Origin of the sequence: Micromonospora parva (genome assembly GCF_040649675.1) — a bacterium.
Taxonomy (GTDB): Bacteria; Actinomycetota; Actinomycetes; order Mycobacteriales; family Micromonosporaceae; genus Micromonospora; species Micromonospora parva.
The window spans coordinates 400,763-423,889 of sequence record NZ_JBEZFX010000002.1 but is presented as its reverse complement, the minus strand read 5'-3'; the positions used below and the strand labels follow the sequence as shown (position 1 = coordinate 423,889).

The following is a 23,127-nucleotide window of genomic DNA, read 5'->3' as shown; positions in this document are numbered from 1 at the left end:
CACCCCGGCCCGCGATCTTGCACTTCCTGTCCCGGCGAAGGGGCTATGTCCCGCATATCGTCCACCGAAAGTGCAAGATCGGCGCGGGCCCGTGCGCGGGCCCGCCGGACCGGTCAGTGCTGCGGGATGTTGGCCACGCCGATGCGCTTGCGGAACACCCAGTACGTCCAGCCCTGGTAGGCCAGCACCACCGGGGTGAAGATCACCGCCACCCAGGTCATGATCTTCAGGGTGTACGGGGTGGAGGCGGCGTTGGTGGCCGTCAGCGTGCCGGCCGCGTCCAGGGTGGAGGGCAGCACGTTCGGGAACAACGCCGCGAACAGGGTCGCCACAGCCAGGCCGATCGCCACGGCGGTGCCGGTGAACGCCCAGCCCTCCCGGCGTACCTTGGCGGCGGCCAGGCCACCGAGCAGGGCGAGGGCCGCGCCGACGGCGAGCACGACGGCGGCCGCGCTGGAGCGGATGGTCAACGTCCAGGTGAGGAAGCCGACCGCGAGCACGGCGGCGCCGACGCCCAGGCGCACGGCGAGCGCGCCGGCGCGCTCGCGGATGTCGCCGGTGGTCTTCAGGGCGAGGAACACCGCGCCGTGGGTGAGGAACAACGCGAGGGTGGTCGCGCCGCCCAGCAGGGCGTACGGGTTGAGCAGGTCCAGCAGGCCGCCGACGTACTCGTGGTCGGCGTCCAGTGGCACACCGCGCAGGATGTTGGCGAAGGCGACGCCCCACAGGATCGCCGGCAACAGTGACCCGACGACGATCGCGGTGTCCCAGCGGCGCTTCCAGGACGCCTCGGGGCGCTTGTGCCGGTACTCGAAGGCGACGCCCCGGGCGATCAGGGCCAGCAGGATCAGCAGCAGCGGCAGGTAGAAGCCGGAGAAGAGGGTGGCGTACCACTCGGGGAACGCGGCGAACATGGCGCCACCGGCGGTGATCAGCCAGACCTCGTTGCCGTCCCAGACCGGGCCGATGGTGTTGATCAGGACGCGGCGTTCCCGGTCGTCGCGGCCGAGCACGGGCAGCAGCATGCCGACGCCGAAGTCGAAGCCCTCCAGGATGAAGTACCCGGTGAAGAGGACGGCGATGAGGAGAAACCAGATGGTGGTGAGGTCCACGGCGGGCTCCGGTGATCAGTAGGCGAAGGCGAGCGGGCGCTCGGCGTCGTCGTGGGTGTCGTCGATGGGGTGCTCTTCGCTGACGTCGGGCACACCCGCCTTGGCGTAGCGCAGCAGCAGCTTGACCTCGATCACCGCGAGGGTGGCGTAGATCAGCGTGAACGCGGTGAACGAGGTGAGCACCTCGGTCAGCGAGACGCTGCGGGAGACGCCGTTGCGGGTGAGCATCTCGCCGAAGACGATCCACGGCTGGCGGCCCATCTCGGTGAAGATCCAGCCGAAGGAGTTGGCCAGCAACGGCAGCACCGGCATGGCCAGCCCGGCGCGCAGCAGCCACTTGCTGCTCGGGGTGCGGCCCTTGCGCTGGCTCCAGAGGACCAGCAGGGCGATCGCGCCGGCCGCCATCCCGAAGGCGATCATGAAGCGGAAGCTCCAGTAGGTGACCGGGATGATCGGGGTGTAGCTGCCCGCGCCGTACTGCGTGGCGTACTGGGCCTGCAGGTCGTTGATGCCGTGCACGGTGCCGTTGGGGTCGCCGGTGCCCAGGTACGACAGCAGGTACGGGATCTTGAGGGCGAACACCTCACGGCTGCCGTCGAGGCTGCCGATGGTGAGCACGGAGAACGAGGCGGGGCTCTCGGTGGTGTAGAGGCCCTCGGCGGCGGCCATCTTCATCGGCTGCACATCCGTCATGATCTTGCCCTGGATGTCGCCGGTGAACAGCACGGCGGCGGAGGCGACCAGGACCACCCAGGAGCCGAACTTGGTGGCGAAGCGGTACGCGCCGGTGTCGGCCGAGTCGCGGTTGCGGATCACGTGGTAGAGGCCGACCGCGACGACCAGCGACCCGGCGACCAGGAACGAGCCGGCCAGGGTGTGCGGGAAGGTGATCAGGGCGACCTTGTTGGTCAGCACGGCCACGAAGTCGGTCAGCTCGGCGCGCCCGCTGTCGGGGTTGATCCGGTAGCCGACCGGGTTCTGCATGAACGAGTTCGCCGCGAGGATGAAGTACGCGGACAGGTTGGTGCCGATCGCGGCGGCCCAGATGCTGGCCAGGTGGGCCCGCTTGGGCAGCCGGTCCCACCCGAAGATCCACAGGCCGATGAAGGTGGACTCGAGGAAGAATGCGACGAGCGCCTCGATGGCCAGCGGTGCGCCGAAGATGTCGCCGACGAAGCGGGAGTAGTCGCTCCAGTTCATGCCGAACTGGAACTCCTGCACGATGCCGGTGACCACGCCCATGGCAAAGTTGATCAGGAACAGCTTGCCGTAGAACTTGGTGAGCTTGAGGTAGCGCTCGTTGCCGGTGCGGTGCCACATCGTCTGCAGGATGGCCACCAGCACGGACAGGCCGATGGTCAGTGGCACGAAGAGAAAGTGGTAGACGGTGGTGACACCGAACTGCCAGCGGGCAACGTCCAACGCGTCCACCTGAAAACCCCCAGCCATCCGTACTACGAGACGTAGTAAATACTACTGCTCGTCGTAGAGAAAAGAGCAGGGCCAGGCGGCCCGAAACGGCCCGGGACCAATGACCCTGATCACCCGGGCAACCCGCCGACCCGCCCTCGCGGCCCGGCCACCGCGTGCGACGATGTCGCGCTGATGAACACCTCCACCTGGCAGCCGCCGCTGACCTGGCGCGCCGCCCTGCTGCTGGCCCGGGGCCTGGTCGGCCTGCTCGCCCGCCTCGAGGTCACCGGCGACGTCCCGGCGCACCTGCGTCGCGGCCCGCTGGTGCTGGCCGCCAACCACATCAGCCCGTTCGACCCGTTGGTCATGGCCGCCGCCTGCCAGACCCGCGGCATCGCCCCGCGGATCATGGCGACCGCCGGACTGTTCCGCGTCCCGCTCTTCGGCGCCGCCATGCGCCACGCCGGGCATATCCGGGTCGACCGGGGCACCAGCGCCGTGCACCGGGCCCTCGACGACGCCGCCACGGCCGTGGCCCGCGGCTCGGTGATCCTCATCTACCCCGAAGGGCGCATCGGCCTGGACCCGGGCCTGTGGCCCGAACGCGGCAAGACCGGCGCCGCCCGACTCGCCCTGGCCTGCGGCGCCCCCGTCATCCCGGTCGCCCAGTGGGGCTCGCACGAGGTGCTGCCCTACCAGGCGCCCCGGGGGATGCTGCGGGGCATCGCCCGCTCCCTGCGCCGTCGACCGGTGATCAGGGTGCACTTCGGCACCCCCGTCGACCTGGGCGAGACAACGGCAACCAACCCCGGCGCGGCCCGCCGGGCCACCGACCGGATCATCGACGCGCTCACCGACACCCTCGCCCCGCTGCGCCCCGACGAGCCGGACCTGCCCCGCCACGTGGACCCGGGCCGCCCCGTCGACCCCAGTCGCGCCCACCGCCGCCACTGACCCGGTCGGCCTCCTGCCGCGATCTTGCACTTACTGTCCCCGCATAAGGGGCATTCACCGTGTTTTGGCAGCATGAACTACAAGATCAGCGCCGTGAGCACGCGTCGAGATCGCCTGGTCCCCTGCTCGGGGGGCGCGGCTGCCCCGGCGGGGGGATGAGGCCACGTCGACCGGTGGTGATGCTGAGACACATCAGCAGGCCATCGATCAAGGAGGTCATGTTCATGTCTGGTGCGCACGTGGCGGCGTCGGGCGCGGTGGTGGTCGCGGCGGGGCCTTCGGCGGCCCGGGGAGCCGGCGCCAGACACCGGGCCGGGTCATGAGCGGGCTGCGGCTCTGGTGGGGGCACTGGCCGAGATGGACCGGTTACGCGGCCGCGGGCCTCTCCCTGATCTACGGCGGACTGGGTCTGTACTGGACGGCCGGGGGTGACGGGTTCCCGTTCGCGCCGGTCGACCCGGCGCGCGCGTCGGCGTCGATCCTGGAGGGCAGCCGCGTCGAGGTCGTCGCCCCGATCATCGCCGCGCTCGGGCTGGTCGTCGCGGGGGTGATGACCCGCCGCGCCCGACCCGGCCGCCGATCGGCGGCGGCGCTGGTGGTCTTCGGATGGGCGATGGCGATCGGGTTGACGGTGATAGTCCCCGACTACACCCTGATCGTCCTGGTGGCGTTCGCGCCGCTGCTGCTGGTCTTCGCCTTCACCGGAATACCCGGCGACCAGGGCGGTATCGGCGAGATCCTGTACTGGCACCGGACGAACCTGATCATCGTGTTCGTCGGCGGTCTGCTCTGGGCCGCCGCCACCCTGGCCTACCGGCGGCGGGCCCGGGGTGCCTGCGCGTACTGCGGCCGCCGCCACGAGGATGGCGGCGGGCCGTCACGGCAGACGCTGCTGCGCTGGGGTAGGTGGGCCGTCGCGGTCGCCTGCCTCGCCCCGCTGCCCTACGAGATCACCAGGATCGCCTGGTACCTCGGTCACCCGCTCGGCGTCACCCCGGACTTCCTGCGGATGATGCAGGACACGCCGGGAATGCTCGAGGTCGGGCTGGGCTGCGCGATCGCCTCCGCGCTGGGTGGTGTGCTCACCCACGGTCTGGTAGCCGGCTGGGGAGAGACCTACCCCCGCTGGATCTGGTTCAGAGCCGGCAGGCGCGTCCCGCCCGCTCTCGCCATCGTCCCGGCGTCGATTGTCGCCGTGACGATCATCCCGGCCGGCCTGATGTTCCTCTGGACGAGCGAAGCCCGGGGCACCTGGGCCATGTACGTCCCGAGCCTCTTCTGGACGGTCTGGGGGGTCGCGCTCGGCGTCGCCACGATCGCCTACCACCTGCGTCGGCGCGGTGCCTGCCGACACTGCGGTCACGGCCCCCGACCCGGCCCGGAACCGCGGAACCCGGTCGACCAACGCCAGGTGCGCGACGAGCCCGTCAGCGCACCGGGATCACGGGCGTGATCTTCGCCGGCAGGCCACCCACGCGCCACCGGCGGCGGGCATACTGCGTCGCGTGTTGACCCGATTCGGCTACCTCGACGCACCCGCGCCGCTGGCGTTCGCCCACCGTGGCGGCGCCGCCGAGGGCGACGAGAACACCACCGAGGCGTTCGCCCGGGCCATCGGGCTGGGTTACCGGTATGTGGAGACCGACGTGCACGCCACCGCCGACGGCGTGGCGGTGATCTTCCACGACCCGACGCTACGGCGGGTCACCGGCGAGCCGGGGCGCATCGCCGAGATGAGCTGGGCGGACCTCGCCTCGGTACGGGTCGGCGGCGCCGCCGTCGTACCCCGGCTCGACGAGGTGTTGGCCGCCTGGCCGCAGGTCCGCTTCAACATCGACGTGAAGGCCGACGGCGGCGTCGAGCCGACGGTGGCGACGGTGTCCCGGGCCGGCGCCGGGGACCGGGTGCTGCTCGCCTCGTTCAGCGACGCCCGGTTGACCCGGCTGCGGGCGCTCACCCAGGGGCGGGTCGCCACCAGCCTGGGCATGCGCGGCGTCGCCCGGCTGCGGCTGGCCTCCCTGCACGGGCGGCCGTTGCGGCTGCCGCCGTCGGTGGTCGCCGCGCAGGTGCCGCCGCGCTACGGGCGGGTGCCGGTGGTGGACCGCCGGTTCCTCGACTACTGCCACCGCATCGGCCTGCAGGTGCACGTCTGGACGATCGACGAACCAGCCCAGATGCACGAGTTACTGGATCGTGGCGTGGATGGCATCATGACCGATCACGTCGGCGTGCTGCGCGACGTCTACCGCAGCCGCGGCCACTGGGCCGCCTGAGCGTCGAAGGACCACCGATGGCCGAGACCGTGACCCCCACGGTGGACGACACTCCGCTCCCGGCGAGTACTCGCCGGGAGCGGCGCGGCTGGTACATCTACGACTGGGCCAACTCCGCGTTCCAGACCACCGTCATCACGGTGTTCCTGGGACCGTTCATCACCACCGTCGCCGAGCTGGCCGCCGGTTGCGAGTTGGGCGCGGACACCTGCGACGGGTACGTGTACCCGCTGGGCATCCGGGTGGCGGCCGGGTCCTACTACCCGTACCTGATCTCGCTGTCGGTCTTTCTCACCGTGTTCGTGCTGCCGGTGATCGGGGCGATCGCCGACCGGTCGGCGCACAAGAAGCGGCTGCTCGGCGGCGCCGCGTTCACCGGCGCCGGCGCCACCGTCGCGATGATCTTCGTGACCGGCGACCGTTACCTGCTTGGCGGGGCGCTCTTCCTGGTCGCGAACATCTCCTTCGGCGCGGCCCTGGTGGTCTACAACTCGTTCCTGCCGCAGCTCGGCGGCCCGGACGAACGCGACGGCATCTCCAGCCGGGGTTGGGCGCTGGGTTACCTGGGCGGTGGTCTGCTGCTGGCGTTCAACCTGGTGGCGGTCACCCTTTTCAGCGAGGACGACAACCCGCAGCGCACCCTGGACCTGGCCCGCTGGTCGATCGTCTCCGCCGGGGTGTGGTGGGCGGTGTTCACCCTCGTGCCGCTGCGCTGGCTGCGGGAACGCCCCGGCGCGGCGGCGGCGCTGGCCCGGCAGGGCAACGTGCTCACCGACGGGTTCCGGCAGCTGGGCCGCACCCTGCGGGAGATCAAGGCGTACCCGTTGACGCTGTTCTTCCTGCTGGCGTTTCTGGTCTACAACGACGGCATCCAGACCGTCATCACCCTGGCCAGCCAGTACGGCACCGAGGAGTTGCGCCTGGAGCAGAGCACCCTGATCATCACGATCCTGCTGGTGCAGTTCCTCGCCTTCGGCGGCGCGTTGAGCCTCGGCGCGTTGGCCCGGCGCATCGGCGCCTGGAAGACGGTGCTGCTCAGCCTGATCCTCTGGATCGGTGTGATCATCGGCGCGTTCCGGCTGCCGGCCGAGGCGCCGGTGCCGTTCATGATCCTCGGCGCGGCCATCGGCCTGGTGCTCGGCGGCAGCCAGGCGCTGAGCCGGTCGCTGTTCAGCCAGCTCATCCCGGCCGGTAAGGAAGGCGAGTACTACGGCTTCTACGAGATCAGCGACAAGGGCACCAGTTGGCTCGGCCCGCTCGCCTTCGGGCTGGTGTTCCAGCTCACCGCCTCGTACCGGGTGGGCCTGGTCTCACTGCTGATCTTCTTCGTGGTCGGTTTCCTGCTCCTGGCCGCCGTGCCGATCCGCCGTGCCATCGTGGCCGTGGGCAACACCCCACCCCGGGTGCTCTGAGCACGCGTCCCGGACCAGGCAGATCAGGGGCGGTCGATCGGCTAGGCTGCCCGACCGTGACTGACGACGCCGCCACCGTCCCGACCTGCCTGGCCCACCCGTTCCCCGGGCAGCCGCACGCCCCGGCCGGGTGTGCGGCCGCGCGTGGGCTCGACGGGCGTCCGGTGCACGCGGCGGCGTTGAAGTTCTTCTGGGGGCCGATGGACTGCGGCAAGTCCACGATGGCGTTGCAGATGAACTACAACCACGCCCGGCAGGGCCGGCGCGGACTGGTCACCACCCGCATCGACCGGTCGCTGGGACCGCAGGTCACCACCCGTATCGGCCTGGCCCACGAGGCCATCGAGGTCACCGACGACCTGGACCTGCGGGCCCTGGTGCGCGGCCGGTGGGCCGACGGGGTACGCGTCGACTACCTGATCTGCGACGAGGCGTGCTTCTACACCGTCGAGCACGTCGAGCAGATGGCCGAACTGGTGGACAGCTACGACGTCGACGTCTTCGCGTTCGGCCTGGCCACCGACTTCCGGTCCTGCCTGTTCCCCGCCGCGCAACGCCTGTTCGAGCTGGCCGACGAGGTGGCCCGCATCCAGGTCGAGGTGCTCTGCTGGTGCGGCCGCGAAGGGCTGCTCAACGCCCGGGTCGTCGACGGGCAGGTCGTCCGCGAGGGCGCCCAGGTCGTCATCGGCGACACCGTCGACACCGCCGAGGTGCGCTACCAGGTGCTCTGCCGCCGCCACTACCGCAGCGGCGACCTCGGTCCCCGAGACTGAACCACCGGCCGGCTCAGAACGCGGTCACCGCGCGAGCGCCAGGGAACGGCGCCGGTCGGTCAGGATCACCGCCACCGTCACCACCAACGCCGCCGCGGCGCACCCCGCGACCGGCGCACCCAGCGCCACACCCACCGGCATCAACGCCAACAGCACCACCACCGCCGTGACCCGGCTGATCGGCAGGGCCCGCCACAGCAGCGCCTTGTAGGCGGCGTGCCCGGCCAGGAACAGGGCCGGTCCGCCGAGGGTGAGCAGCACGTCGACCGTGGCAGCCGGGGCGCCGGGTTCCCGCAGCAACCGCTCGTCGGCCGCCGACGCCACGACGACACCGGCGACGATCACCGGGTGCAGAAAGTTGAACGCGACCCGGCTCAACGCGCCGGTGCGCTCTCCGGCGTGGGCGATGACCTCCGTGGCGGCCGGCGCCGAGCGGGCGAAGTACACCCACCACAGCGCCACCGAACCGCCGAACGCCAACAGGAACGCCCCGGACGTCACCAGGTTCACGTGTGACGTGAGGGTGCTGCCGGTGACCAGGATCGACTCCCCCAGCGCGATCAGGACGAACGCCGCACACCGTTCGGCCAGGTGCCCACCCTCCACCATCCACCGCTCGGGTCGGCTGCGTCCCCGCTTCGGCAGCGGGTAGCCGAGCGAGAGGCCGACCACCTCGATCACGATCACCGCCGCCCACACCGCGTCCCGGGCGGCCCCGCCGACCAGACCACCGAGGACCACGAGCACCGACGTCCCGGTGATCCACGGCAACGACTGCTGAAATCCGGCCACCAACCACGGACTGCCCTGCACCGCCCACAACGCGAACAGTGTGCGGCCCACCTGCATGACCACGTAGACCAGCGCGAAGAGTGGACCGGTCGAGCCGAACGCGTCCGGGATCGCCGCCGACAACAGCAGGCTGCCCAGCGCCATTCCGATCAGCATCGTCCGCACCGGCCCCTGGTCCGGTTGCAACCAGTTGGTCAGCCAGGTGGTGTAGACCCAGACGAACCACACCAGCGCCAGCAACAGGCCGGTACGGGCGGCGCCCCGCCAGTCCAGGTGCGCGAGCAGGTAGTGCGACAGCTGGGTGATGGTGAAGATGAAGACGAGGTCGAAGAAGAGTTCCGTGGAGGTGGTCGGCTGCACCCCCTCACGTGGTCGCAGCAGTTGCGGGCGTACCGGGGTGGCGACCGGGGGCTCAGAACGGGTCACCGCACACCCGCCAGCCGCCGTCCTCGCGGACCACCGGCAGGCGACGTTCCTCGCTGAGCCCACCGTCGCGGGTCACCTTCACGGTCACCGTGCCCTGCGGTCGCCCGCTGCGGGTGGCGACCGACACGTCGGTGATCTCGTAGTCGGTGACCATCGGTGGAGTCCGCACCCAGCTGGTGAAACCGATCGCGCTCCACCGGCTGCGGGCGTCCGCGCAGAGCCGCTCGTACGCCCGGTCGCTGTCGCCCAGGGTCACCTCGTTGAGGAAGCCGTCGGCGGTCTCCCGGATCGGGCCGGCGGCCTGCCGGACGGTCTGCAGGTTCCAGGCGCCCAGCCCGGCCACCCCCACACAGCACAACGCCACGCCGAACCCGGCGAACGCCAACCCGGTGCGCATCGGGCGGTGACGCCGGGCCGGTCGACTCCACTGTTGGCCGGCACCCACGACTACCGACCGTAGAGAACACGGTCGCACCGGGGTACGACAAGCCGAAAAATCGGGTCCGGGGCTCACCCTGTTCGCGGCGGCCCCGCATCGTCTACCGTCGGCGCACACCCCCGAGCAGTGCCAGGAGCCGATCGATGAGCCGCTTCGTGCAGCCGGTACCACCCCCCGTCGACCCGTACGCCGGCGATGGCCTGCTGCGCTCCTGGCTGGAGCGTCACCTCGGCCCGGGCGGGCACGCCGCCGCGAAGGGCCGCCTCGCGGACCTGGCCGCCGACGTCACCGGGCCGCTGCGCGCGGCGCACGCCGACGCCGAGGCGCACCCGCCGACGCTGGTCCGCTACGACCCGTGGGGCGCCCGCGTCGACCGCATCGACACCTCCGCCGGCTGGCAGGAGCAGCGCGCCGCCGCCGCCCGCCACGCCGTGGTCGCGCTGCCCTACCTGCCGGACGCCCGGGGCACCTGGGGTGCCGCCGCGCGGGTCGTGCAACACGCCCTGCTGCACCTGTACGGGCCGGAGTCGGCGACGTTCTCGTGCCCGGTGGCGATGGCCGACGGGGCGGCGGCGCTGCTCAGCATGCCCGACGTCGACGCCACGGTCCGTGCCGCGTGGCTGCCCCGGCTGATCTCGACGGACCCGGCGACGGCGATCACCAGCGGGCAGTGGATGACCGAGTCGCAGGGCGGCTCCGACCTGGGCCGCTCCAGCACGCTCGGTCGACCGGCGGCGGACGGTTCGTGGCGGCTGACCGGGGAGAAGTGGTTCTGCTCCGCTGCCGACGCGGCGATGGCGGTGGCGCTGGCCCGACCGGAGGGCGCCGGGCGGGGCAGCCGGGTGCTCGCCCCGTTCCTCGTTCCCCGGTACGCGGTCGACTCCCCGTTGGCCGACGGCGCGGCACCGGGCGCACCCGCACCGGGCGTCACGGTGCACCGGCTCAAGGACAAGCTCGGCACCCGGGCGCTGCCCACCGCCGAGATCGGTCTGCGCGACGCGTACGCCCTCCCGCTGGGTGACCCGGCGGTGCCCGGTCTGGTCCGGGCGATGACCCTGGTCGTGGTGACCCGGGTGCACAACGCGGCGGCGGCGGCCGGCGGGATGCGACGTGGCCTCGACTACGCCCGCGCGTACGCCGAGGTGCGGCACGTCGCCGGCGGCCCGCTGGTGTCCTCGCCGCTGCACCGGGCCACGCTGGGCACCCTCGCGGTCGACGCCGCGGGCGCGTTCGCCCTGGCCGGGCACGCCTTCGCCCTGCTGGGGCGGGTGGAGGTCGGCGCCGACCCGGAGGCCGCGGCGGAGCTGCGCATCGTGGCGCCGTTGGCGAAGCTGGCCACCGGCCGGCTCGCCGTCAGCTCCGCCAGCGAGTACGTGGAGAGCTTCGGCGGGGCCGGTTACGTGGAGGACACCGGGGTGCCCCGGCTGCTGCGCGACGCCCAGGTGCTGCCGATCTGGGAGGGCACCACCAACGTGCTGGCCCTGGACGTGCTGCGCGCGCTGACCCGGGAGGACGCCGGGGTGCCACTGCTGAGCCGGCTCGCCGCCGCCGTCGACCTGGCGCGGCCGTTGTCGCCGGTGCTGGCCGACACGCTGGCGACCGCCGCCGCGCAGCTGACGGAAACCATCAGCGCGGTGACCGTCGACCCGGGTGCGTCGGCGGTGCTCGCGGGCGCCCGTGGTCTGGCGTTGCGCCTGGCGTACGCGCTGACCACCGCGTTGCTCGTCGAGCACGCCGCGTGGGGGGACGAGCAGGCGGAGCTGGCAGCCCGGTTGTGGGCGCGCCGCTGGCTGCGCCACGAGGAGATCGCCGAGGACGCCCACCACCACCTGGACCTGCTCTGCTGATCGGCCGGCGCGAGCGGACGGGTGGGCCCGCATGTCGGTGCTGATCGAGCTGGGCGACGACCGGGGCGCGCCGCTGGACGAGCGCCGGCCGCCGCCGCAGGTGTCGCGCCGGTGGCGGGTGGCGGCGCTGGTGGCGATCTGTGCCCTGCTGGGCGGTGCCGCCCCGGTCGGGCGCCTGTCGCCGCAGGTCGGGCCGGTGGTGCCCGCCGGGGCGACAGTGCTGGGCGCGGGACCGCTGCTGCTGGTCGTCGGCCCCGACCAGAGCCCGCCGACGCTGAGCGCCTACGACTCGGCCGCGCCGGGCGGCCCGCCGCGGTGGCGGGTCACCGTGCCACCCGCCGCCGGGTGGTCCGCCGAGGTCGTCGGTGACCTGCTGCTGCTGGTGGAACGGGATCAGACGCGCGGGGCGCGGGTGACCACCGCGCGGTCGATGCGTACCGGACAGCCTGTGTGGCGGCGACCCGAGCGGGTGTACGCGGCCGGGGACGCGGCGGTCGCGGTGAGCGAGGTACGCAGCGCCTCCGATCCGGGGCGGCGGGTCGAGGGCACGGTGCACGGCGTCGACCCGGCCACCGGTGCGACCCGGTGGTCGGTTCCGCTGCCCTCCACGGCGGTGCTGCGGGCGCTGCCCGGGCGGGTGCTGCTGGTGCAGGACAACGGGTTGGTCCGGTTTCTCGACGCCCGCGACGGTGTCGAGCGCGGGCGGGGCCAGCTTCCGCCGGCCGACTACGGCCCGGACAACCCCCAGGTCGTCGGCGCGCACCTGGTGCTGCGCCACCCGGTCGCCGGCGCGGTGGCGCTGACCGGGTACGACCTACCGGGGCTGGCGCCGCGCTGGCGGGTGCCGGTGCCGTCGGGTGAGTTGACCCTGCGGCCCTGCCAGGGCCTGATCTGCGGGCAGGACGAGCAGGGCCGCTGGGCGATCGACGCGGGCACCGGGGCGCGGGTGTGGTCGTGGCCGGACGGCGCGCGCTGGCGCACGGTGGCAGGCCCCCGGGTGCCGGCGGAGCCGCTGGTGGTGCTGGGGTTGGCGGCGGACGGCAGGCGTGCGCTGGTGGCGACCGTGGGACGCGACGGTCATCGGGTGTCGGTGGTGCTTCCGGAGGGTCTGACCGACTGTCGACGGGTGGGCGCCGGGCTGATCTGCCGTGACAGCACCGCCCGGGTGACGTTCTGGCCGCTCGAGGCCCTCTGATGGGCGGTGGGTGTCGCAGGCCCGGAGTTTGTCGGACCCCGTCGGCATACTGCCGGCGTGACAGTTTCTGCCGACCTCGCGATGGTCAACCTCGACAGTTCCGATCCTGCCGGCCATGCCGCGTTCTACCACCAGGCGCTGGGCTGGGAGGTCACCCACAGCCAACCGGAGTACGCGATGATCAGCTCCGGTGGCGTCTCCATCGGCTTCGGTCTGGTCGAGGGTTACCGACCGCCCTCCTGGCCGGATCCGACCGGCGACAAGCGCTACCACCTGGATCTCTACGTCGACGACCTGGCGGCGGCGGAGGAGAAGTTCGTGGCGGCGGGCGCGTCCAAGCCGGATTTCCAGCCCGGCGGCGACAAGTGGGTCGTGCTCCTCGACCCGATCGGTCAGCCGTTCTGCATCTGCCCCCGCCCGCAGGGCTGACGCCGCACAGCCTGCTCAGCCGCGCCAACGTCTCCTGACTCATGCGTGTCTGACACGATCGTCTGGTGGAACGAAACACCGCTCTGCGTGACTTCCTTCGCTCACGACGGGCGCAGGTAAGCCCGGCGCAAGCCGGTTTGATCGACGGCTCGGGACGCCGGGTGCCCGGGCTGCGGCGCGAAGAGGTGGCGGCCCTGGCCGGTGTGAGCGTCGACTACTACATGCGCCTGGAACAGGGCCGTAACGTCTCGCCGTCCGATTCAGTTCTCGATTCTCTGGCCACGGCGTTGCGCCTTTCGCCGGCGCAACGGGCACAGCTGTATCTGCTGGTTCGGGGCCGTTCGAAACACGAGGCAGACCGTGTTCCGGACGATCATCCGAATATCACCGGGCTTCTGCGCGCCGTCGCTGTTCCGGCGATTGTGGTGGGGCGCGGTAGCGAGGTGATCGGCGCGAACGCACTGCATCGAGAACTGACGACGGACTTCGACACGTTCCCCCGTGAGCGCCGCTACTACGCGTACTGGCTGTTCGCCGATGCGGGTGCTCGTGAGGTGATGGTGACGTGGGAGCACTCCGCCCGCGAGACCGTCGGTGTCCTCCGGGCCGCCGTCACCCGGTTCCCGGAGGACCGCCGTCTCCACCGCCTGGTCGAGAATCTGAACGCGGGGAGTCCCGAGTTCCGCGAGCTATGGGACGAGCACGACGTCGCGACCCCGGCGCCCGGTGTCAAGGTGTACCGTCATCCGCTGATCGGCTTGCTGGCGCTGCGGCAGGTGGCCGCGCAACTGGCCGACGACGTCTGGCTCTACCTTTACTGGGCCGATCCGGGTACCGACGCCGAGGCGGCCCTGCAGCGGCTGCGAGACGTGGTCGCCGATGCGCTCAGCCGGCCATCGGCACCGCATCGGTGATCTCGATGATGGTGCCGATGTTGTCCCGGATGAAGGCGAAACGCTGACCGCTCTTCTCGACCGTCATGGGGCCGGCGAACAGAGCCACACCGCGCCGGTCGAGTTCGGCGATGGCCGCGTCCAGGTCGGGAACCCGGAGGCAGATGTGGTGCAGACGCTCGACGTCGTGGCTGGCCGGCAGGCTTTCGGCGGCCGGGGCCGGGTTCGCGGCGGCGCCAGCCGAGATGATCTCGATCTTGGTGTTGTCGGTGCCGATGAAGGTGAACACCGATTCGCCGACTTCGAATTGCTGGATCACCAAGAAGTCGAGGTGGTCGCGATACCACGCGATGGTCTGGTCGAGGTGCGCTGCAGAGGTAGTGATGCCGACGTGGTCGAACTGGAATCCGAAGGTCATGTCACAAGTACAGCAACGTGCGATGCTGCCGAAAAGCGGCCGGTTTCACCCTAGGTCTGCCGGTCCTAGGGCCGACGCGGCGGGCGCTGCTCAGCCGCGGCGGCGCGACCGGGCGGCCCACACCGCGTAGGCCGGGTCGCGGTCGAGGTTGTGCCGGTCCCGGTCGTAGCGGCGGGTGGTGCGCGGGTCGGCGTGCCCCATGGCGTCCTGCACGTCCTCCAACGGCACGCCCTCGGAGCGGGCGGTGGTGGCGAACGCGTGTCGCAGCGAGTGTGGCGACAGCTTCGCCCAGGCCGGGATGCCGGCGGCGCGGGCGAGCCGACGGACCATCCGGAACACGGAGTGCCGGTCCAGCCGGGCACCGCTGGCGGTGACCAGCAGTGGACCGGTCAGCTGTGCCACCGGCACGCCGGTGGCGGCGGCCCGCTGGGCCAGGTAGGCGTCCAGGGCGTGCCCGGCGCTGGGCGTGAGGGCGCGGCGGCGTTGTTTGCCGCCCTTGCCGACGAAGCGCACGCTGCGGTGGCCGCGTTCGGTGCCGAGGTCGGTCAGGTCCAGTGAGATCAGCTCCCCGACCCGCAGACCCAGATCGGCCAGCAGCGCGAGCGCTGCCCGGTTGCGGACGGCTGTCGCGCCGGTGTCGGCGTCGGCGGCGTTGAGGAGGGCGTCCACCTCCTCGGGGGTGAGCCCGACGGTGGCGGAGTGGTCCCGGTCGACGCGGGGGCGGTCGGCGCCGGCGACCGGGTTGGCCGGCACCGCGCCGAGTTTGGCGAGGAAGTCGTACCAACTGGACAGCGCCGAGAGCCGGCGTGCGACGGTCGCCGGGGTCAGTGGGCGGCCGCTGCGGGCGCCGACGCTGTTCTCCAGGGCGCGGGCGTATTCGTTGACGTGCAGGAACGTGGCCCGCAGCGGGTCGAGGTCACGCTCGGCGCACCAACGCAGCCAGCCGGTGACGTCACGTCGGTAGGCGTCGCGGGTGTGTTCGGACAGCCGCCGGTTTCGCAGCCACGCCTCGGTGACCTCGATCGGTCCGCTCGGCAGCGCCGGTGGTGTGGACGGACGGGCGAGCACCGGAGCGTCGGAGAACACCATGTGAAAAAGACTCTCAGCCTCGGGTGGGATCGGCGCGCAGGCGCGCCGGTCCCACCCGTCACCGTGGCGGATCAGGCGTTGATCTCCCGGCGGGCGTTGCCGTTGGCCTGGATGGTCACCCGGCGGGGCTTGGCGCGCTCGGCGACCGGGATGCGCAGTGTCAGCACCCCGTTCTCGTAGCCGGCCTCCAGCTTGTCGGTGTCCAGGGTGTCGCCGAGGAACAGTTGCCGGGTGAAGGTGCCCATCGGGCGTTCGGCGGCGACCAGTTCGACGCCGTCACCGGCCGGTCGGCGACGCTCGGCGCGGACGGTGAGCACGTTGCGTTCGACGGTGCAGTCGATGCTGTCCGGGTCGACGCCAGGCAGGTCGAACGCCGCGTAGAAGTGGTCGCCGTCGCGGTAGGCGTCAAGGTGCATCATCGCGGGGCGGGCCGCCGTACCGAAGAACTGCTCGGCGAGCCGGTCGATCTCGCGGAACGGGTCGGTACGCATCAACATGGTCATGCCTCCTCGGTTCTCCTGGCCGAAGGTGATGAGTTGAGTCGGGGTGACTCAACTTCCTCTTCTTATTTAGCGCGTCCGGATGCGAGCGTCAACTGCTCAGGACAGCCGTTTTTCAAACCAGTGATCGGCGTAGGGCCCCTGCGAGTACGCCGGGATCTCCGCGTAGCCGTGCCGGGCGTACAGGGCGCGGGCCTCAACCAGATCGTGGCGGGTGTCGAGCCGAATCCGGTCCGCCCCGGCCGCGCGGGCCCGTTCCTCGACGGCGGCCAGCAGCGCGGCGCCCCCGCCGGCGCCGCGATGGTCGGGCCGGACGAACACCCGGGTCAGCTCGGCCCAGCCCCGCTGCCACCGCAGCCCGGCGCAGCCGGCCAGCTGGTCGCCGTGGCGGGCGAGCAGGAGCAGTCCGCTCGGCGCGGTCAGGTCGTCGCTGGGCATTTCGGCCAGGGCCGCGTCGACCTCGCCGGGCAGGGCCGGTCGACGGTGGTAGCGAACCACCATCTCGGTCATGTACTCGCGCAGCAGCAGCGCGGCGTCAGGTCGATCAGGTCGGGCGGCGGTGGTCGTCCACGTTGGTCGGGCGGTAGTGGTCACCTGTTGATCATCATCGCCCGGTCAACGGGATTATCCGGACGATCAGAGCCGCTGGTAGATGCCGTGCTCGCGGGTGAGCAGCTGTTCGTCGATCAGGTAGCGGCGCAGTGTCACGTGATCGGACCCGCCCGCGGCGCACCACGGTTTGAGGGCGTCGTCGACGGCCCGCTCCGGATAGCGGGTGCCCGGCTCGAACGACCGCTCGGCGATGTGTGTGAGCAGGACCCGCCGCCGGCTCGGCTGCGCCGGCAGGCTCACCAGGACGCCCGCGCGGAGAAAGGTCCGCAGCACCGGGTCGGCGGCGGGTTCGGCGGCGTCGGGTGACCGGTTGTCGCGTACCACCGCCCGTAGCGACGCCTCGTCGACAGCGAGCGCGCCGTCGGCACCGGCGACCAGGCCCGCGTCGGTGAGCCGGCGAACCCCGGTGAGCACCACCCGCGCCGGCAGGTCGACCCGCTGTGCGACAGCGGTCGCGCTGGTCGCACCCAGCACGATCGCCGCGAAGATCCGTCGCCGTGCGTCGTCGGCCAGGGCGCCAGCCAGGGCATGCGCAGTCATGCCGGTCACCCTCGCATCAGCGGTACGCGGGCCGCCAGGCGATTTTCCGGCCCGCTCAGTCGGTCTCCGGCGCGCTCGGCGGCTGCTCGGCGACCAGGAGCACCCGACGCAGCAGGTCGGAGAGGTGTCGGCGCTCGGTCGCGGTGAGCGCGCCGAGCAGGCGGTGCTCCTCCGCGCCCTGGACCTGCATCGCCCCCTGCCACGCCGCCCGGCCTGCCTCGGTGAGCTCCACGTCGACCCGCCGTCGGTCCACCGTGGACGGCATTCGGCGCACGAAGCCCCGCCGCAGCAGGGTGTCCACCCGCGCGGTGATCGAGGCGGGGGCCATCGCGAGGTCCGCGGCGAGATCCGAGGGCGCTGCCCGTCCACCACGACCGGCCAGGGCGTGCAGGGTGTCGTACTCGTGGGCCGGCAGGTCGAGGTCGACCAGGACCCGCTCCTTGACCGCCCGCAGGTGCCGGGTCAGGCGGATCATCCTGGTCACCGCCCCCTCGACGTCCGCGTCGAGGTCGGGCACCACGGGCCGCCAGCGCTCGATGTGCTGGTCGACGGTGTCCGGGGTGGTGGTCACCGCGCCAGCTTACCTCAGCGACAAAATATTCATTGCCGAAATATTCGATGTCGAACTATGCTCCGGGTCATGGCTCACCCCCTGCGCAACCACTCCTTCCGGCTGCTGTTCCTGGGTCGCAGCATCTCCGCCATCGGCGACGCGGTGGTGCCCGCCGCGCTGGCGCTGGCCGTGCTGCGCGCCACCGGCTCCACCGGCGCGCTGGCCGTCGTCCTCGCCGCCGCCGTTGTCCCCCGGCTGCTCCTGCTGCCGTTCGGTGGTGTCGTGGCCGACCGGTTCGACGCCCGCCGGGTCGCCCTGCTGGCCGACCTGGTCCGCTGCGCTGCCCAGATCGCGGTTGGCGTCGAGCTGCTCGGCGGCGACCCGTCGCTGAGCACCGTCGTGGTGGCGTCGGCGCTGGGCGGCGTCGCCTCGGCCTTCGCCATTCCGACAGCGTCTCCGCTGGTCGCCGGCACCATCGAACCGACCGATCGGCAGCGGGCCAACGCCCTGATGGGGATCACCGCCAACACCAGTCGCCTCGCCGGGCCGGCGCTGGCCGGCGCGCTGATCTGGGCCGCCGGGCCCGGCTGGGCATTCATCCTCGACGGTGCGTCGTTCGCGCTCAGCGCCGCGCTGCTCGCGCTGGTGCGGGTCCGCCACGTGCCGGTGCCCCGCCGTTCCGTCCTCGCCGACCTGCGGCACGGCTTCGGCGAGGTACGCGCCCGCGACTGGTTCTGGACCAGCCTGCTCGGGCACGGCGTGTGGAACGGCGCTGCCGCCGTGCTGATGACCCTCGGCCCGGCCGTCGCCATCGACCGACTCGGCGGCGAGGCGACCTGGGTGCTGCTGTTGCAGGCCGGCGCGATCGGCATGCTCACCGGGTCGCTGCTGGCCGGGCGGGTACGGCTGCACCGGCCGGTGCTGCTGGCCAACCTCGGCCTGGCCTGCTACGCCGCGCCGCTGTTCCTGCTCGCCGTCGCCGCGCCCGCCCCCGTGGTGATCGCCGCCTACGCGGTGGCGCTGACCGCCCTCGGTTACCTCAACCCGGTGTGGGAGACCGTCGTGCAGCACCACTTCCCGCCGGACGTGCTGGCCCGGGTCACCTCGTACGACTGGCTGGTGTCGCTGGGCGCCATGCCGCTGGGCTACGCGCTGGCGCCGTTGGCCGCCGACGCGTTCGGCGCACCCGTCCCGCTGGCCGTCGCCGGCCTGCTGGTCCTCGCCTCCTGCGCGGGCACCGCGCTCGTCCCCGGCGTACGCCGCCTCACCTGGCCGGCGACCCCGAAACCGCAACCGGCCGAGCCCACCGGCGTACGCTAGCGAGGTCAGCCGGCGTGGCGGGCCTGCGCGACGAAGCGCCGCCACGACTCGGGGCGGAACGCCAGCGTCGCGCCGTCGCGGTCCTTCGTGTCCCGAACGAGCACCACACCCGGCAGGTTGTCGGCCACCTCGACGCAGTTGCCGCCGTTGCCGCCGCTCCTCGTGCTCTTCCGCCACCGCGCGCCGGTCATGTCCATGCTGCTGCCGCTTCTCTGAGGAGTGTCAGGGAACGCCCGCGCGGCAGTGCCTCGCCGCGGATCCGCTCCCACCGTCGCTCCAGATTAACAAGGTCCGATGGCTGGTCCAGGATCTGCGCCTGGGCCGCGCTGTCGACGTGGGCGACCCGGGAACCGTCCGGCATGTCCGCGATGGTGAACGGCCCGTCGAGCCCGGGATAGCTGGGCGCGTCCGCCGGGACGATGTGCAACTGCACGGTGCCCGCCTCGGCGTGCCCGAGCAGGCACGCGAGTTGCGCGGCCATCAGGGCGCGGTCGTCGCCCACACGTCGTCGGAGCACCCCCTCGTCCAGCACGGCCACCAGCAGAGGCCCGTCCTCTCCCGGGGCGAGGATCGCCTGGCGGGCGATGCGCGCCTCGGTGAACTCGTCGACCGCCTCCGCCGCCAGCATCCCGCCGGCCAGGGTCGCCCGCGCGTACGCCTCGGTCTGCAACAGCCCGGGCACCCACGCCAGTTGGAACGACCGCAGCGTCACCGCCTCACGTTCCAGGTCGACCCACGGCCGGAACCACACCGGCTCACGACGCCGGCCGGCGTCCGGCACACGTACGACGGTTGGCTCTGGCTCGACGCCTACCAACTGGACCCGAAGGGCGAGGCGGTGGCCCGGCGTGAACTGTTCGTGCTGCGCGCCGGCGTACGGCGGCAAGCACCCGGCGAGGCGCGGCGGCCCGCCCCCGCGCGGCGTCGGACCGCTGCGCGGGCCGTCTGATGCCCCAGCGCCGCAAGCACCTGCCGTCGCGGCCGTCGTGGCGCTGCCCGACCTGACCCCGCGTTTCGTCGGCTGGGTCGAGGCCCGTTAGGCCAGTCGTGCGTGCAGGTGCATGTCGTGCCAGCCGTCGGCGTGGCGCACCGACCCTCGGGCCACGCCCTCGACGGTGAACCCGGCCCGGGTGGCTACCCGGCAGGACGCCGCGTTGGCGGTGGAATGCTCCAACCCGAGCCGGTGAAACCCGCCCCGGGTGAAGGCCCATCGGGTCATGGCGAGCAGCGCCTCGGTGGCGAGCCCTCGACCGCGCGCGGCGGGCATCAGCCAGTACGACACCTGCGCCGACGCCTCGGTCAGCAGCACGTCGCGCAACCCCACCTGACCGACGGGCCGGTCGTCGGCGTCGACGAGCGCCCAACTGGCGGCGCTCTCGTCGCGCCAACGGCCGGCCCACTGCGCTGTCCACGACCGTGCCTCGTCGTCGCTGTCGAGACGACGCACGTGCCATCGCTGGATCACCGGACAGTCGAAGGCAGCCCGCACGGCCGGGGCGTCGTCGTCACGCCACGGCCGCAACGCCACCCCGGGGCGTACCGGAAGGTGGGGTTGCTCCTGGGCGGCGAGGCTGCCGGCGGGCAGCGCGGGTACGACGAGCAGCGGCATCCGCCCATTATCGAGCCGGCGGCCGCACGCTCCCGGCCGGGCCACCGACGAGCGCGGCGACCACGTCGAGGGGCCGGCGCGGCTGAAGGGACAACCCGGTCAGGGGTTGATCAGTTTCCAGTCGCCTTCGGAGATGACGTCGACATTGCCATCGACCACCGTGATGGCGGTGTTGTCGTCGATGGCGTAGGTCGGGACCGGGATTCCGGACGCCCACTTCTGGATGGAGGACAGCTCGGTGTCCTCCATCTCCGGATGATTGAGGTGGGGGTACAGGGTGAAGTCCACCAGCCCCAGCGCCCGGTCGGCGTCCTGCGCCCTGTCGCTGCCGTCAGGGACGAACGCGAGGTCGAACTCGGCGTCGCAGTTGTACGGGGTGACCGCGATGCTCCCGGCACTGACCCCCACATAGACCGTGTCAGTCAGCGACGGCAGCAGGTCCGCCAGGCCCGACTGGCGCAGCCAGTAGGTCAGGTACAGCACGTCGCCGCCCCAGACGAGGAGAGCGTCGGTCTCCCGGACCGCCGGGACCCAGTTCTCTTCTCGAATGGTCGGCAGCGCGGTGAGCTCCAGCAACCCCAGGGATTTCCAACCGAGCTGGCACAGCGGAATGTCGGCCCGACCGTGAATCGCCTTCCACGCCCTCTCAGCCCCGCCGGGGAATGGATAGACAGCGGTGGGAATGAACAGGGCCGTGGACTCGGCGATCGGCTTGCCCAACAGGTCGACGAGCGCGTCGGAGATGCTCGGGTTGCTGATGCCTCCCGACGTGAGAAGGAACTTCAACACATCCGCTCTCCTAAATCCATCGGATGACCGCGATCATGTTGCCCATGAGGGCCAGCGCCCCGGCTCGCCAACCCGAGCGACATCGCTGGATCATCCACCGGCGACCGTCCAACGTCAACGGCCTCCGCCCACCGCGCAGTTCGACTGGATCACCGCCGACTCAATTGATCGAGGGAAACCGCGAACAGCGGCATCAGCCCATCACTCTCCGGTCGGGCCGCCGGCGAGTTCGGCGACCACATCGAGGTGGCCGAGGTGACGGGCGTACTCCTGCACCAGGTGGAACAGCACCCGCTCCAGCGACGCCGGGTCCGCGCCGTCCCACCGCGGGCCCGGCGCACCGATCTCGGCCAGGTCGTGTGCCGTCACCACGGCCGTGGTGTGCGCGCCCTGCGCCCGCAGCGCCGCCACCAGATCCGCGCGGGTCTCGTCGGGGGCGACGTACCAACGGTCGTCGCGGCGGTCGCCCCACGGCTCGGCGACATCCCGACCCTGGAAGCCCCACTCGATCCAGCGCCGCTCCACGTGGCGCAGGTGGGTGAGCAGCTCCAGCGGGGTCCACCCGGACGGCAGCCGGCTGCGCCGCAGCTCCGGCTCAGCCAGCGCCGACACCCTGGCCACCATGGACTCGCGGAAGTAGTCCAGGTAGCGCAGGAAGACCTCGGCGCGGCTGCCGGCCGGGGCGGTGGGCTCGGGAAACGACGTCACGATCCGGCCGGCAGGTCGCGGGCGCGCTGGCGCACGCCTGCGGCGCCGTACGGGTAGTCGCCCACCGGTGGGGCGCTCACCTCGTCCAGCAGCCGCATCTGCTCGGCGTCGAGGACCAGGTCGGCGGCGGTCAGGTTGTCGTCGAGCTGCGCGGTGGTGCGCGCGCCGAGGATCACCGAGGTGACCGCCGGTCGGGCCGCCAGCCAGGCCAGCGACACCGCCGACATGGAAACCCCCAGGTCCCCGGCGATCTGACGGACCGCGTCGAGCACCCGCCAGGTGCGCTCCTCGGCGTTGCGACCCGCGTACGCCTCGACGCCGCGCTGCGGGTTCTCGCCGAGCCGCGTCGCGCCGGTGGGCGTGTTGTCGCGCTGGTACTTGCCGGTCAGCCAACCGCCACCCAGCGGTGACCACGGCAGGATGCCGATGCCCTCGTTCTCACAGACCGGCACCAACTCGAACTCGATCTCCCGGGCCAGCAGGTTGTACTGCGGTTGCAGGGTCACGATCGGGGTGAGGTTGAGGTGCTGGGTGAGCAGGGCGGCCTTCTGCAGCTGCCAGCCGGTGAAGTTGCTGACCCCCGCATAGCGGATCTTGCCAGCGCGCACCGCGTCGTCGAAGAACCGCAGCGTCTCCGGCAGCGGGGTCAGCGGGTCCCAGGCGTGCGCCTGGTACAGGTCGACGGCGTCGACGCCGAGGCGCCGCAGGCTGGCGTCCAGGGCGCGGGTGAGGTGCACCCGGGACAGGCCGGCGTCGTTCGTCCCCGGGCCCATCGGGAACCGCCCCTTGGTGGCGATCACCAGGCGGTCGCGCACGTCGGGTCGGCTGCGCAGCCAGCGCCCGATGATGTCCTCCGAGACACCGGTGGAGTAGACGTCGGCGGTGTCGATGAAGGTGCCGCCGGCCTCGACGAACCGGTCCAGTTGGGCGAAGCTGCCGGCCTCGTCGGTCTCCGCGCCGAAGGTCATCGTGCCCAGGCACAGTGTCGACACCACGGTGCCGGTGCTGCCCAGAGTGCGGTAGCGCATATC

At 71.9% G+C, this 23,127-nt stretch carries 27 protein-coding genes; 11 read left to right on the top strand and 16 right to left on the bottom strand.

What is annotated here, in order from left to right:
• Positions 1-113 precede the first annotated feature (113 nt).
• The gene (gene cydB / locus AB0C03_RS07190) at positions 114-1,112 is read right to left on the bottom strand and encodes a cytochrome d ubiquinol oxidase subunit II (protein ID WP_030327670.1); all 999 of its coding nucleotides are present in this window, start codon (positions 1,110-1,112) and stop codon (positions 114-116) included.
• Positions 1,113-1,127: 15 nt separating this feature from the next.
• Positions 1,128-2,543: a cytochrome ubiquinol oxidase subunit I gene (locus tag AB0C03_RS07185; RefSeq protein WP_030327669.1), complete on the bottom strand. Its 1,416-nt coding sequence runs from the start codon at positions 2,541-2,543 to the stop codon at positions 1,128-1,130.
• Between the two features lie 174 nt (positions 2,544-2,717).
• Between AB0C03_RS07185 and AB0C03_RS07180 the strand changes: the two genes are divergently transcribed.
• The 5 genes from AB0C03_RS07180 to AB0C03_RS07160 all read left to right on the top strand — a co-directional run bounded on the left by AB0C03_RS07180 (position 2,718) and on the right by AB0C03_RS07160 (position 7,937).
• Positions 2,718-3,479: a lysophospholipid acyltransferase family protein gene (locus tag AB0C03_RS07180; protein ID WP_210865828.1), complete on the top strand. Its 762-nt coding sequence runs from the start codon at positions 2,718-2,720 to the stop codon at positions 3,477-3,479.
• Between the two features lie 319 nt (positions 3,480-3,798).
• A complete protein-coding gene (locus AB0C03_RS07175) occupies positions 3,799-4,932 on the top strand; it encodes an NYN domain-containing protein (protein WP_357635187.1) in 1,134 nt (377 codons plus the stop codon).
• A gap of 52 nt (positions 4,933-4,984) precedes the next feature.
• Positions 4,985-5,752 (top strand): glycerophosphodiester phosphodiesterase family protein, encoded by a 768-nt coding sequence (locus tag AB0C03_RS07170; RefSeq protein WP_030327667.1) that lies wholly within the window; start codon positions 4,985-4,987, stop codon positions 5,750-5,752.
• A gap of 17 nt (positions 5,753-5,769) precedes the next feature.
• Positions 5,770-7,164: an MFS transporter gene (locus tag AB0C03_RS07165; RefSeq protein WP_357635183.1), complete on the top strand. Its 1,395-nt coding sequence runs from the start codon at positions 5,770-5,772 to the stop codon at positions 7,162-7,164.
• A 56-nt stretch (positions 7,165-7,220) separates the two neighbouring features.
• Positions 7,221-7,937 carry a thymidine kinase gene (locus AB0C03_RS07160; protein ID WP_036410478.1) on the top strand — a complete coding sequence of 239 codons (717 nt, stop codon included), beginning with the start codon at positions 7,221-7,223 and terminating at the stop codon, positions 7,935-7,937.
• 24 nt (positions 7,938-7,961) lie between these two features.
• On the opposite strand, the gene AB0C03_RS07155 is transcribed toward AB0C03_RS07160, so the two are convergent.
• Both AB0C03_RS07155 and AB0C03_RS07150 read right to left on the bottom strand, forming a co-directional pair.
• Positions 7,962-9,155 (bottom strand): low temperature requirement protein A, encoded by a 1,194-nt coding sequence (locus AB0C03_RS07155; protein WP_357635180.1) that lies wholly within the window; start codon positions 9,153-9,155, stop codon positions 7,962-7,964.
• On the bottom strand, positions 9,142-9,600 hold the full coding sequence (locus tag AB0C03_RS07150) for an Rv0361 family membrane protein (RefSeq protein ID WP_030327664.1): 459 nt from the start codon (positions 9,598-9,600) through the stop codon (positions 9,142-9,144). Before AB0C03_RS07150 ends, AB0C03_RS07155 begins: the two co-directional genes overlap by 14 nt.
• 137 nt (positions 9,601-9,737) lie before the next feature.
• On the opposite strand from AB0C03_RS07150, the gene AB0C03_RS07145 reads away from it, so the two are divergent.
• From AB0C03_RS07145 to AB0C03_RS07130, 4 genes are all read left to right on the top strand, one after another.
• On the top strand, positions 9,738-11,441 hold the full coding sequence (locus tag AB0C03_RS07145) for an acyl-CoA dehydrogenase family protein (protein ID WP_030327663.1): 1,704 nt from the start codon (positions 9,738-9,740) through the stop codon (positions 11,439-11,441).
• Positions 11,442-11,472: 31 nt separating this feature from the next.
• Complete coding sequence (locus AB0C03_RS07140) at positions 11,473-12,636, top strand: outer membrane protein assembly factor BamB family protein (protein ID WP_357635176.1); 1,164 nt, start codon at positions 11,473-11,475, stop codon at positions 12,634-12,636.
• A gap of 57 nt (positions 12,637-12,693) precedes the next feature.
• Entirely contained in the window at positions 12,694-13,065 is a 372-nt protein-coding gene (locus AB0C03_RS07135) for a VOC family protein (RefSeq protein ID WP_036410475.1), read from the top strand.
• Between the two features lie 65 nt (positions 13,066-13,130).
• Positions 13,131-13,979, top strand: coding sequence for a helix-turn-helix domain-containing protein (locus AB0C03_RS07130; protein WP_357635173.1), 849 nt, complete (start codon positions 13,131-13,133; stop codon positions 13,977-13,979).
• On the opposite strand, the gene AB0C03_RS07125 is transcribed toward AB0C03_RS07130, so the two are convergent.
• From AB0C03_RS07125 to AB0C03_RS07100, 6 genes are all read right to left on the bottom strand, one after another.
• A complete protein-coding gene (locus AB0C03_RS07125) occupies positions 13,951-14,376 on the bottom strand; it encodes a VOC family protein (protein ID WP_210862472.1) in 426 nt (141 codons plus the stop codon). The two genes, AB0C03_RS07130 and AB0C03_RS07125, sit on opposite strands and share 29 nt — an antisense overlap.
• Positions 14,377-14,466: 90 nt before the next feature.
• The gene (locus AB0C03_RS07120; protein WP_357635170.1) at positions 14,467-15,465 is read right to left on the bottom strand and encodes a tyrosine-type recombinase/integrase; all 999 of its coding nucleotides are present in this window, start codon (positions 15,463-15,465) and stop codon (positions 14,467-14,469) included.
• Between the two features lie 71 nt (positions 15,466-15,536).
• On the bottom strand, positions 15,537-15,962 hold the full coding sequence (locus AB0C03_RS07115) for an Hsp20/alpha crystallin family protein (RefSeq protein ID WP_030327658.1): 426 nt from the start codon (positions 15,960-15,962) through the stop codon (positions 15,537-15,539).
• A gap of 102 nt (positions 15,963-16,064) precedes the next feature.
• On the bottom strand, positions 16,065-16,559 hold the full coding sequence (locus AB0C03_RS07110) for a GNAT family N-acetyltransferase (RefSeq protein ID WP_309140890.1): 495 nt from the start codon (positions 16,557-16,559) through the stop codon (positions 16,065-16,067).
• 42 nt (positions 16,560-16,601) lie between these two features.
• Positions 16,602-17,117, bottom strand: coding sequence for a DUF2087 domain-containing protein (locus tag AB0C03_RS07105; RefSeq protein ID WP_357635165.1), 516 nt, complete (start codon positions 17,115-17,117; stop codon positions 16,602-16,604).
• 55 nt (positions 17,118-17,172) lie between these two features.
• Positions 17,173-17,688: a MarR family winged helix-turn-helix transcriptional regulator gene (locus AB0C03_RS07100; RefSeq protein ID WP_357635162.1), complete on the bottom strand. Its 516-nt coding sequence runs from the start codon at positions 17,686-17,688 to the stop codon at positions 17,173-17,175.
• Between the two features lie 69 nt (positions 17,689-17,757).
• Here AB0C03_RS07100 and AB0C03_RS07095 point away from each other — a divergent pair, with 69 nt between their 5' ends.
• Positions 17,758-18,990: an MFS transporter gene (locus AB0C03_RS07095; protein ID WP_357635160.1), complete on the top strand. Its 1,233-nt coding sequence runs from the start codon at positions 17,758-17,760 to the stop codon at positions 18,988-18,990.
• A 5-nt stretch (positions 18,991-18,995) separates the two neighbouring features.
• Here AB0C03_RS07095 and AB0C03_RS07090 read toward each other — a convergent pair whose 3' ends face one another.
• A complete protein-coding gene (locus AB0C03_RS07090) occupies positions 18,996-19,187 on the bottom strand; it encodes a DUF397 domain-containing protein (RefSeq protein WP_130401096.1) in 192 nt (63 codons plus the stop codon).
• The gene (locus AB0C03_RS07085; RefSeq protein ID WP_357635158.1) at positions 19,178-19,771 is read right to left on the bottom strand and encodes a DUF5753 domain-containing protein; all 594 of its coding nucleotides are present in this window, start codon (positions 19,769-19,771) and stop codon (positions 19,178-19,180) included. Before AB0C03_RS07085 ends, AB0C03_RS07090 begins: the two co-directional genes overlap by 10 nt.
• Here AB0C03_RS07085 and AB0C03_RS07080 point away from each other — a divergent pair.
• Complete coding sequence (locus AB0C03_RS07080; protein WP_357635155.1) at positions 19,682-19,939, top strand: hypothetical protein; 258 nt, start codon at positions 19,682-19,684, stop codon at positions 19,937-19,939. The genes AB0C03_RS07085 and AB0C03_RS07080 overlap by 90 nt on opposite strands.
• Before the next feature lie 87 nt (positions 19,940-20,026).
• Here the strand turns inward: AB0C03_RS07080 and AB0C03_RS07075 are convergent, their stop codons facing one another.
• From AB0C03_RS07075 to AB0C03_RS07060, 4 genes are all read right to left on the bottom strand, one after another.
• Positions 20,027-20,599, bottom strand: a complete 573-nt coding sequence (locus AB0C03_RS07075) for a GNAT family N-acetyltransferase (protein ID WP_357635152.1) — start codon at positions 20,597-20,599, stop codon at positions 20,027-20,029.
• 99 nt (positions 20,600-20,698) lie between these two features.
• On the bottom strand, positions 20,699-21,385 hold the full coding sequence (locus AB0C03_RS07070; protein ID WP_357635525.1) for a Type 1 glutamine amidotransferase-like domain-containing protein: 687 nt from the start codon (positions 21,383-21,385) through the stop codon (positions 20,699-20,701).
• A 204-nt stretch (positions 21,386-21,589) separates the two neighbouring features.
• Positions 21,590-22,096, bottom strand: a complete 507-nt coding sequence (locus AB0C03_RS07065; protein WP_357635149.1) for a mycothiol transferase — start codon at positions 22,094-22,096, stop codon at positions 21,590-21,592.
• Positions 22,093-23,124 carry an aldo/keto reductase gene (locus tag AB0C03_RS07060; protein ID WP_357635146.1) on the bottom strand — a complete coding sequence of 344 codons (1,032 nt, stop codon included), beginning with the start codon at positions 23,122-23,124 and terminating at the stop codon, positions 22,093-22,095. Before AB0C03_RS07060 ends, AB0C03_RS07065 begins: the two co-directional genes overlap by 4 nt.
• Positions 23,125-23,127 lie beyond the last annotated feature (3 nt).